The 10047-nt window shown below is 67.4% G+C and carries 6 protein-coding genes and 1 pseudogene; 4 read left to right on the forward strand and 3 right to left on the reverse strand.

Annotated features, from left to right (window positions below):
* The first annotated feature begins 142 nt into the window (after positions 1-142).
* The gene (locus tag QZY48_RS29125) at positions 143-670 is read left to right on the forward strand and encodes a DUF1579 family protein (RefSeq protein ID WP_295437243.1); all 528 of its coding nucleotides are present in this window, start codon (positions 143-145) and stop codon (positions 668-670) included.
* Positions 671-1126: 456 nt separating this feature from the next.
* Here the strand turns inward: QZY48_RS29125 and QZY48_RS29130 are convergent, their stop codons facing one another.
* Positions 1127-3679, reverse strand: a complete 2553-nt coding sequence (locus QZY48_RS29130; RefSeq protein ID WP_295437245.1) for a tetratricopeptide repeat protein — start codon at positions 3677-3679, stop codon at positions 1127-1129.
* A 16-nt stretch (positions 3680-3695) separates the two neighbouring features.
* Positions 3696-3848: pseudogene (locus QZY48_RS35120) on the reverse strand (metallophosphoesterase); the annotation flags it as partial.
* A 677-nt stretch (positions 3849-4525) separates the two neighbouring features.
* Between QZY48_RS35120 and cas9 the strand changes: the two are divergent.
* Genes cas9 through cas2 form a run of 3 tightly spaced genes read left to right on the forward strand, consistent with a single transcriptional unit; the run spans position 4526 to position 8543 of the window.
* Positions 4526-7702, forward strand: coding sequence for a type II CRISPR RNA-guided endonuclease Cas9 (cas9, locus tag QZY48_RS29135; protein ID WP_295437247.1), 3177 nt, complete (start codon positions 4526-4528; stop codon positions 7700-7702).
* The gene (locus tag QZY48_RS29140; RefSeq protein WP_295437249.1) at positions 7695-8180 is read left to right on the forward strand and encodes a CRISPR-associated endonuclease Cas1; all 486 of its coding nucleotides are present in this window, start codon (positions 7695-7697) and stop codon (positions 8178-8180) included. The genes cas9 and QZY48_RS29140 overlap by 8 nt, the downstream gene beginning before the upstream one ends.
* A 30-nt stretch (positions 8181-8210) precedes the next feature.
* Positions 8211-8543, forward strand: a complete 333-nt coding sequence (gene cas2 / locus QZY48_RS29145) for a CRISPR-associated endonuclease Cas2 (protein WP_295437251.1) — start codon at positions 8211-8213, stop codon at positions 8541-8543.
* A gap of 350 nt (positions 8544-8893) precedes the next feature.
* Here cas2 and QZY48_RS29150 read toward each other — a convergent pair whose 3' ends face one another.
* Positions 8894-9847, reverse strand: a complete 954-nt coding sequence (locus tag QZY48_RS29150) for a PfkB family carbohydrate kinase (protein WP_295437253.1) — start codon at positions 9845-9847, stop codon at positions 8894-8896.
* Positions 9848-10047 lie beyond the last annotated feature (200 nt).

A 10047-nucleotide genomic window follows, 5' to 3' on the forward strand; every position in this document is an offset into this window, starting at 1 on the left:
GGGCCGCTCCTACGCCGTAGGAGCGGCCCCCAGGCCGCGACGGATGTCACTCGCGAGATGGCCGGAATAATGACCAAGGCCCAGCCGGCCGGCGGTGCGGCTGAGCAACGCGCTCGCTCATCACACACCTGGAGTACCGACGATGCGAGTCACAACCTGTCTGAAGCGCTCGGTGCTGATGTGTCTTGCCATGCTTCCTGTCATTGCCGCGGCGCAGGATACGGCGTCCGCGGCAGCAGCGGTTCTGCAGCGCTTTGCGGGTCGCTGGGAAACGCATACCCGTATCCGTATGGAGGGTTCGCCTGCTCACGAGGTTCTCACCCGGGGCGAGGCGATTGGCCGGCCAACGCTGGACGGCCGCTATGTCGAGTTCCGTACTCACTCCATTCCCGTGGGTCGGTCAGATCTTCAAGTCATGACCTATGATGTCGAGGCCGGTGTCTACCGGCAATGGCTGTTCGACTCCGAGGGCTATCGTCACGAGGCGCAGGGGCATTGGGACCCGCGGGGCTCGATCCTGCGCTGGCAGGGCAAGACGGCGGACAGCGTCTTTGTCATTGAGGATCGTTGGATCTCCCCCGATCGACTGGAGTGGACACTGCAACGCACGGATGCCGCGGGACGGCCACGGCAGCGCATCGACGGGACCCTGATCAGGCGCAAGGAGTGATCGCCGCGCACTTGCGGTGTCAGCCAATCCGCGCGGCAGGGTGGGGGCGGCTGTACCTGAAAGTCGCGCAGCGACGCTGTGGGAGCGGCTTCAGCCGCGACGCGATCGCGCGAATGGCCGTGGACCTCGCAAGCTGGCGTGGCCTGGTCGCGGCTGAAGCCGCTCCCACCATGGGCGATAGCCGTCCGCGCGCCTGCTTGCGGGCGTACCGGCGGCGAATACCTTCACCGTCTGGGACCTTGGGAACGAGGAGAACCGCGAGGTTGCTGGTCCGCACAGCGGACCCTACGGCACGGAGCCACCCCGTAGGGTCCGCTGTGCGGACCAATCCCCGTCGGCCGCAACGATGATCGAGGCCCGGCGCTCCTGATGCATGGGTCTATCCACTCGTTCATGGGGCCACCCGGGCGGGCAGCCCGGTGACCGACCGGCGGGCGGGAGGCTGCGCCCCCGGGGTCAGGGTTGGGCCGGGCACTCGGCGAGGGTGGCCGTCGCCTCGGCCAGGTACGGGGAGCGCAGTGCGGTGAAGATGGCGACGGCGCGCTCGGCGTGGCAGCGGCCCTCGGCGCCGCGGCCCTGGTGGGTGAGTGCAATGGCGAGGTGTTGCGAGTGCGCTGCGATCAATTCCTTGCGGCCGAGCGGCTCGTCCAGGGCTAGGGCCTCCCGGGCCAGCGACTCGGCCGCCGGCCAGTCCCCGCGGCCCAGGGCCAACTCGGCGAGTCTCCCGGCAACGAGGGCGACGCCCTCGGGATAGGGCAGGGCGCGGGCTATGGCCAGGGCCTCGCGGTAGTGGCTCTCGGCCTCGTCCAGTCGCCCGGCGGACTTGGGCGCGATGGCCAGAGAATTGAGGCCCTTGGCGACATCCTGGCTGTCAGGCGCCAGACCCCGCCAGATGTCCAGTGCCTCGCGTAGCGCGGCGATGGCGGCCGGGTGGTCCTTGGCGAGCCGATAGCCCATGCCCCGCAGGCGGATCGCGTATCCCCGCTCCCTGGCACCCGTGCGGGCCGCCTGCCAATGGGCATTTGCCCGCCCGGCGCAGTCGAGCACCCCGTCCGCATTGCCGCGCTGCAGGTGGCACCAGCCGGCGTCGTGGGCCCGCCAGCCAGCGTTGTCCCGGTCCCCCGCCGCCTCGGCCCTGGACTCGGCGGCCAGGCTGAGGGCCAGCCGGTCGTCCCAGCGCCCGGAGAAGTCCAGAAACTGTTTCAGCGCGACGCAGGTCCCTTGCAGACGCCGGTTGTCGCCCGCGAGCAGCAGCGGGAGGGCGGCCTTGATCTCGGCCCAGGCGGCGTCCAGGACCGGGAAGCGGTCGTACTTTTGGAAGCCGTTCTCAACGGCCAGCGCATACGCCCGGTCGGCCAGGCGCCCGCCGGTCTCCCCGACGGCTTCGGGCCGGACCCGGCGCAGGTAGCGCGCGGCCAGCGCGGGCAGCAGCCACTGGTCCCTGTCCTCATCAACGATCAGCAGTGCGCGGTCGCGCAGGTCATCGAGCGCCGTCTCCACGGCGGTGCGGCTGAGCCCTGTTAGTGGCAGGAGACAGCCCGGTGGTGCCGGCTCGGTGAAGTGGGAGAGGGCGGCGAGGACGGCGATCTCGTCCGCGGTGAAGGTCTCCACCAAGTCCCCGAAGACGAACCCCAGCGGGTCATTACCCGCCTGCGCCTCTTGCAGGCGCCCGATGGCCGCATCCAGGGTCCGGCAGCGCCCCCGGTCCAGCCCCAGTTGGCCCAGGGTCCAGGTCAGCAGCAGCGGGTTGCCGCCGGTTTCGGCATAGAGCCGGTCGCGCTCGTCCGCCGTGAGGCGCCCGGCCGGCAGCCAGCGCAGGCCAAGCTCGGCGATCAGCGCATCGGCCCCCGCGCGGTCGAGCCGGTCCAGCCGTAACCACTGGCCTGCCCAGGCTCCGCCGGTGCGCCGCCGACTGGTGAGGATGGCGCGGCACCCCTCGGGCAGGCGCTCCATCAGGTCGAAGACCCGCCGCCGCTCGGCCTGGTTCAGGGTCTCCAGGTTGTCGAAGACGAGCAGCGCCCGCTGCCCGGCCAGGGCGTGACGGACCAGCTCGGCGCGCCCGGCCGGATCGCTGCGCGGGATGTCCTCGCGCCCCAGGGCGCGGCCCAGCTCGGCGAGCATGGCGTCGAAGTCGTGCACCTGCTGGTCGGCCAGGCGGCGCTCGCCGTCCGGGTGCAGGGCACGGCCTTGGGCGGTGATCCAGAGCTTGAGCGGGTACTGCTCGGCCGGGGCGCGGTGGCTGGCCTCCAGTGCGAGCGCGGTCTTGCCGATGCCGCCTGGGCCGTCGATGGCGATCCCCCAGCCGCGATAGTCCGGTGCGAGACAGGCGGCGACCCGGGCGAGTTCGGTCGCACGGCCGAAGAAGGGGCACCGCGCCGGGAGGGTCGAGTGGGGCGGGGCGGGTCGGCTGGCCGACGGGACCAGATCCGCGGCCGGCTCAGCGTCCCGGTCCGGGTCGGGGGGCACGGGCGCGGGCTTCGGCAGATGCAGGGTTTCAGGCGCCGTGCCTTGGTCGTCTTGCAGGACCGCGTGTTCTTGATCGGGGACATAGCGCCAGCGGCCCGTGCCCTTGGTGGCGATGCGCGGCCAGAGTCGTAGCTCCGCGTCCCTGTCCGTGAAGCGAATCTGACCCGCCGTGTAGCCGTGTGCCCGTTCCAGCCTTGGCGGCTCGCCATGGTGTTCCATCCCGAAGACCGAGCACCCCTGGCACAGGCGAACGGCGTTGGGGTCGCCGCCTTGGCGCAGATAGCTGATCCTGGCCTCGTGATTGTGCCCGAACAGGTGGGCCGCGAAGCGCCCGGCCGGGGCTATCTCTGACTCCCCAAGCTCCCGCGCCGCCGGGGTCAGCCAGTCCGGTCCCTGGTGGCTGAGCAGCAGGCACAGGTCATGGTCCGCGCCCCAGCGGTCGATGCCCGCGGGGCAGAGCGCATGGACCTGGTGCGGGTCCCAGACGAGCTTCCCCTGGTAGTCGCCGGCGCCCAGTTGCAGGAAGGCGGTGTTGAGGCCCATGAGCCCGATCCGGCGCCCACCGATCGTGATTGCCCGGCACCGCGATCAGCACCGCCTCACCCGAACCAAGCTCAGCAAGCCGCGCCCAGAGCGGGTCCAGGACCTGCGCCTGCATCTCCCGGAACTGCGCCGAGGTCCCCGATTGGACGAGGTCGCCGGTGAAGAGCACCGCGTCCCAGATTACATTCGCCCGGGGTCCTTGGGAATGAGGAAAACGGGCCTGGCGAGGCGCGGTTGGGCTTATCGGAAGGTTGCGATATCGGCTTTGCGCGATAGCGTGGTACGCGAGGAATCAGCGGGTTGCCGCGGGGACCTGGATTGCGCTGCGCTCCATCCAGGCGACGCGGTAAGAGCGGCGACGCCACGAAAGGTCTGCCCAGCCGCGGTGCGTGGGAACGGGGTTCGCCTGGGAGGCCGGTTCGCAGACGCCGCGGCTAACGGCCATGAGGGCTTGTTCGTGAGCCCGGAACATGAAAGCGCCTTGTGGGAGCGGTCTGCGGCCGCGACGCGGTGCCGCGGCGCGAACTCCGACGCCGGGTTCGCAGCGCGGCCGTAGGGTCGGCTGTGCGGACTAATCCCTGCCCGGCCGCAGCGACGATCGAAGCCGACTGCTAGCCGGAGCTTTCCCGCCCCTGTGTCCCCCGATGAATCCATCGGCCCCGTTACCGAAGGCGCTGCACGCATCCATGGGCCACAAAAGCAAACGACCGCCGAAGCGGTCGTCTGGTATCGACGACTCTTGCGTCCCCGAAGGGTTGCTCGAGTCTTGTTGCCGATAGTCCCCACCATCGGAACACCTGATACGATAGTAAGATTAACACAGACTACAGCAAGGGGGGAAGCATAATGGGCTATCGGCTTGCGTTGGACTTGGGGACGGCATCGATCGGGCTGGTGGCCTATGTCTTGGACGGGGACGGCACGCCGGTGGAAGTCGCCTACCACGCCGTCCGCATCTTCGACGAGCCCTTGCTGCCACCCAAGAAGAGCGGTGTCGGGGAGCCGAAGAAGACGCAGCGACGCTTGGCGCGTCAGCAGCGTCGCCAACATCAGCGGCGCGCGCGGCGACTTGGCAAGTTGGCCCACCTTGCAAGCCGACTCGGTCTGGACCCGGCCAAGGTCAAACCAGATGCTGGGCAGTCTATTCACCGTTTGCGCGCCCAGGCAGCGCATGGTCGCGTCGAACTTGCCGACTTGCTCAGGGTCCTGCTCAAACTCGCCAAGCGGCGCGGTTACGGGGGTGGGTTCCGTAACCGCGACGACGACGAGGACGCGGGCGTTGTTAAGTCCGGCATCGATAAACTGCGCGCGCAAATGCACGATCAGGGTTGCGACACCCTCGGCGACTACCTCAATACGCGCGTCTCGGAGGGGCTGACGCTCAGGCTCAAATCGGCAGGACTCTACGCGGACCGACAACTTGTGCTCGCCGAGTTTGAGTGCATCTGGGACGAACAGTCCAGGCATCATCCCATCCTCGCCGTCCGCGATGAAACACTGAGGAATGATTTTCGCGACGCCATCTTCTACCAACGCCCGTTGCGGTCCCCCGCACCCATGGTCGGCAACTGCCCGCTGGAACCCTCCCTGCGGCGCTCGCCCACCGCCCAGCCAGCCGCCCAAGCCTTCCGCATCGAAAAGCATCTCGCCGATCTTTGCTGGGGCAACGGCCGACGGCGCAGCCCACTGACCAAGGAGCAAAAGGGGGTGGTCCGCGAACTCTTGCGGGAACACCCATCGGTGAACTTCGATCGGATCTATCGGGAGTTGGAGGCGCGGGGTTGCCCGCGTCCGCCGCTGTATTGGCTCAATCTGGACACCAGCAATCGGGATGAACTGCCGGGCGACAAGACCGCTGCCGCCATGCGCCGCCTGGGGCTGTTCGCCGAATGGTCGGCCCTGACCGCGGGCCACCAGGTCACCGTCATCAACCTCCTGGCCGATGTCGGTTCGCCGGAACTACTCCAAGACCCGGCTTGGCACCAAACGCTGATGTCCGGCAAGGGCGACCAAATGCGCGTGCGACAGTTCGCCCCGGAGGTGATCGCATTCGTGGATCGACTCGCCGCAAACCCGCGCTTCGGACGGATGGCTAAGTTGCATCTGGACACCGGACGCAGCGCCTACTGCATCAAGGCCCTGCGCTCTCTCACCGAGGCCATGCAGGTCAACGGCTGCGACGAGCACTACGCCATTGCTCAGGTCTATCCCCGCAGTCGCCAGTCCGAACCGGCGCTCGGCGACCGTCTGGCCATGCCGCCTCACACCGGAAATATCGTCGTCGATGTGGCGCTGCGGCAGATTCGGCGCGCGGTGAACACCGCGATCGACCATCTTGGGGGGCCGCCGGCCCAGATCATCGTCGAGTTGAGCCGTGACATGGCGCTCGGCGTCAAACGCCGTGCCGAGATCAACGATCGCATCGGCAAGAACACCCGGGCGCGCCGGCAGGCTGCCGCGGCCATTGCGGAGCACGGTGGCACCGCGGACCGCAACACCGTACTGCGGTATCTCCTGTGGACCGAGCAGGACCAGCACTGGTGTCCTTATTGTGACCGACCGATCAACCTGAGCGATGCGCTGGACGGCGCCGCCACCCACTATGAGCACATCTACCCCCGCTCCCTGACGCGCATCGGCAAACAGCGTGATTTCCTCGTTCTGGCCCATCGGGAGTGTAACGACGCGAAAGGCGACCGGACTCCCTGGCAGGCCTGGGGACAGGGCCAGGACCCGGAGCGCTGGCAACTCATCCAGGACCATGCGGAGCGGTTCAAGCAGACACACCGGTACGGCAAGGCCCGGCAGTTGGCGGCCCAAGAGACGGCAGACAGCTTCATCGACGAACAGGTCATCCAGGATTTCAGCGCCCGCCAATTCCACGAGTCCTCCTGGATCGCCAAGGAGGCGGCTGCCTGGTTCCGTACCATCTGTCGGGACGTCATGGTCGGTCGCGGCACCCTCACTGCACACCTGCGCCGCACCTGGCGACTGGAGACCGTGATCCCCGAAATACGCATCGAAGAAGGGCTCCAAGTCCTGGACACGGATGCCTGCATCATCGATCCCGAAACCTTCCGGCGCTACCGCGCTCATTGGGAAGGACATTCGGCAGGCGAGCGCACTGATCGCCGACCTGACAAGCGAATCGACCATCGGCACCACCTTATCGATGCCCTGGCCATCGGACTGTGTGACCGCAGCCTCTACCAACGCATGGCCCGACACTATAAGGCGGTTACCGAGGCCGGTGAGACCCGGATGCGGCTGGTGGTCGAGCCGCCGCTCCGTCCACTGCGTGACTTGGCCGTCGCCTTGGTGCGCGACTGCAATCTGTCCCGCAAACCGGATCGTCATGCAGGCGGCAGCCTGTTCCTGGACACCGCTTACGGGCGTAGCGCCGATGGTCAGCGACTCCTGATCCGTAAGGAGGTCGCCAAGTTGGGCGGTGGGACGCGCCCCAGTGCGGACAAAATCCGCGCCGACATTGCCCGGATCGAGCACGCATCCACCCGTGAGATCCTGAGCCGTGCCTTTGAAGAACGTCTCGCCGCCGGTTGCACACCCGCTGAAGCAATCGGGGACCCGATCGAACACCCGGACTATGGCAATCAGATACGCCGAGTGGCCCTGGTGGCCGACGGCAATTCCGGGGCCCATTGCGTGCGCCATGGTGATCGGCAACCGGGTCTTTTCAAGCTCCTCCGCCCTGAGGGCTATGCCTTCATGGAAGTAATCTCCAACCCATCCGGTCCGCCCGTGGTTGCGCTCGTCCCGCATCACCTTGTGCCCCGCCGAACCAGTTCCCCGGGCGCCTGCAGGTTCTACAAGGGTGACACGGTCCGTGACACCAAAGACGGTCTGATCTTCGTGGTCGGACAGATCAAGTCAGAAGGTGGCGGCGCGCTGATCCTGGGGCGTTGGATGGAAACTCGGCCGGTGGACAAGCTGAACGGGGCAAACGGCTATCGCAAAGTCTCAGGAAAAGGTTTGCTCAGACTGGAGTTGCTCCAAGATGTCTGAGCATCGGGTCCTGTTGATCGAAAGTCCGAGCCGATTGACCCTCAACCTGGGTCGGCTGCGCATCCAGCGGGAGCGGCGAGCGGATGCCTTGGTGTTGCCGGAGGACATCGCCGTCCTGGTCCTGCACCACCCGGCGATCATGATCAGCGGCCAGGCACTCGAACGCCTGGCCGCGGGCGGGGCGATTGTGCTCTTGACTGACGAACGGCACCTGCCGAGTGGTGTCCTGCTGCCGTGGCTGGGCGGTGTGGTCGCCGGGTCACGGCTGCGCCAGCAGATCGCCCTGGACGGCAGCGAACGGGCGCGCCGTCTGTGGGCCACGATTGTCGCTGCCCGCATCGGCACCCAGGTGGCCAACCTGCGCCATTTCCAGCGCGGCCTTGATTACGGAGGAGGTCGTCCTTGCCAATGGCAGCTATCGACTACCGGCCGCGATTGCCGAAACGGTTGCCAGCCTGTGTCGCCACCTGGGCGGTGACGGCCTTCAACTCACCCTGCCGGTTTACCCATGCCGATCAACGGCTGGCGCGTGATGTGGCTGATCGCGGTCTACGACTGTCCGGTCACCACCGTGGAGCAACGTCGCGCCTACACCCGATTCCGTCGGTGCCTGCTCAAGCTGAACTTCATCCAGCACCAGTTCTCGGTCTACGCGAGACACTTCCCGACCCTGGCCGCCGCCGAGGCCATGATCCGGCGTCTGCAACCCGCGGTCCCGGAGGGCGCCCACGTCGCATTTTTCCTGCTCACGGATAAACAGTACGGGATGACGCGCGAGTTTTTCGGTGCCGTAAAGACCAGAAAAAGGCCCTCAGAACCGCTCCAGATCGAGCTGTTCTGAGGGGCTTGCACATTACGAAACAACATCTTGCGATTGTGCGAGGGTATCAGGTGTTCCGACGGTGGGGTATCGGAACTGTGGCCCACGTTGCGCGAGCCCTTCCTCGAAGGGTATCAGGTGTTCCGACGGTGGGGTATCGGAACTACTGGTCCGGAGGGAGCGATACCAGCCGAAAGGATATCAGGTATTCCGACGGTGGGGTAGCGGAACGGTAGCGCAGACCTATAGTCATCTTGATATCTCCACCTTGCGCGATAACGGATCCTTGGTAAGGGCGGCCGACCGGGTTGCGGATGCGCACCGCGCCTGGTGACGGGGCCTCGATGCGGCCCGGGTGCGCGCGGCGCACCCTACAGGCTCCGCGCCCGTGCCGCTGCCGCTAATCCGTCGAAACCCGTCTGTCCGCACTTGAGCCCCGCCAGGGCAACCGCTTGGGCCAGGGCATCAGCGGCCTGGAATCCACGCACCAGCCCGTCGATCATCCCGGCGTTGAGCGTATCCCCCGCGCCCAGGGTGTCGACAACCCACTCGGGCGGGCGTGCCGGCACCAGCCGCGGGACGCCGCCGCGCTCCAGCAGCCAGGCGCCTCGTGCGCCCCAGCCGAGCACCAGGACCCGGGCGTCGGTGCTTGGGAGTAGGGCGGTGAGCCAGGCCCCGGGGTCGGCGGCGGTGCCCGGGCCGCCGTCCGCCAAGGCGAAGGCGCGGGCGATCAGGAGCAGGTCCGGCCCGCGCAACAGGGTCTCGATCCCGGGGCGGGACTTTTCCAGTTCCAGTGAGATGGGCAGCCCTGGCGCCTCGCGGCGGCAGTGCTCCAGCATCCGGCGGGTCTCGTCCGGGTTGCGGCCCTCGAAGTGGACCCAGTCGAAGCGCCCGAGCGGGATGCGCGCGAAGGCGGCGGCGCTCAGATCCGGCAGGTCGCGGTAGTGGACGATGGTGCGGCTGCCGGTGGCGCGGCTCAGGGTGATGTAGGAACTGGGGCTGGTGCCGCCGGGGCAGTGGACGGCGTAGGTGCAGTCGATGCCGTGGGCGCTGAGATCCGCGTGGATGAGGTCGGCGCCCGGGTCGGCGGCCAGGGTGCCGGCCCAGGTGCAGGCGTGGCCCAGGTCGGCGAGCAGGGTCAGGGTGTTGGCGCAGTTGCCGCCGCGTGCCTGCCGCTGCGCGGTGGCGCGGACCTCGGCGTCCTCGGCCGGGTAGGCGTCGACGGTATTGATCAGGTCGAGAGTGGCGACGCCGACACCCAGGATGCGGCGCCGGGTCTCATTCCCGGGGCTGGGGGCCTGCTCAATCGGAGGTAATTGGTTCAATCTCATGCCTCGTCGTTGTCGTTGTCGTTGTCGTTGTCGTAATCGAGGTTATCGTCGCGCCTCGGATGCTCTCGCACCCCCAAGGCCATCGCTTCTCCGATTACGATTACGATTACGACAACGACAACGACAACGACAACGACAACGACAACGACAACGACAACGACAACGACAACGACAACGACAACGACAACGACAAC

Origin of the sequence: uncultured Thiodictyon sp. (assembly GCF_903828115.1) — a bacterium.
Taxonomy (GTDB): Bacteria; Pseudomonadota; Gammaproteobacteria; order Chromatiales; family Chromatiaceae; genus Thiodictyon.

What these genes read in the sequence shown, in the direction of transcription:
- QZY48_RS29140 (WP_295437249.1), top strand. Translation starts at nt 7,695, where the DNA reads ATGTCTGAGCATCGGGTCCTGTTGATCGAAAGTCCGAGCCGATTGACC.
- cas9 (WP_295437247.1), top strand. Translation starts at nt 4,526, where the DNA reads ATGGGCTATCGGCTTGCGTTGGACTTGGGGACGGCATCGATCGGGCTG.
- QZY48_RS29125 (WP_295437243.1), top strand. Translation starts at nt 143, where the DNA reads ATGCGAGTCACAACCTGTCTGAAGCGCTCGGTGCTGATGTGTCTTGCC.
- QZY48_RS29130 (WP_295437245.1), bottom strand. Translation starts at nt 3,679, where the DNA reads ATGGGCCTCAACACCGCCTTCCTGCAACTGGGCGCCGGCGACTACCAG.
- cas2 (WP_295437251.1), top strand. Translation starts at nt 8,211, where the DNA reads ATGCCGATCAACGGCTGGCGCGTGATGTGGCTGATCGCGGTCTACGAC.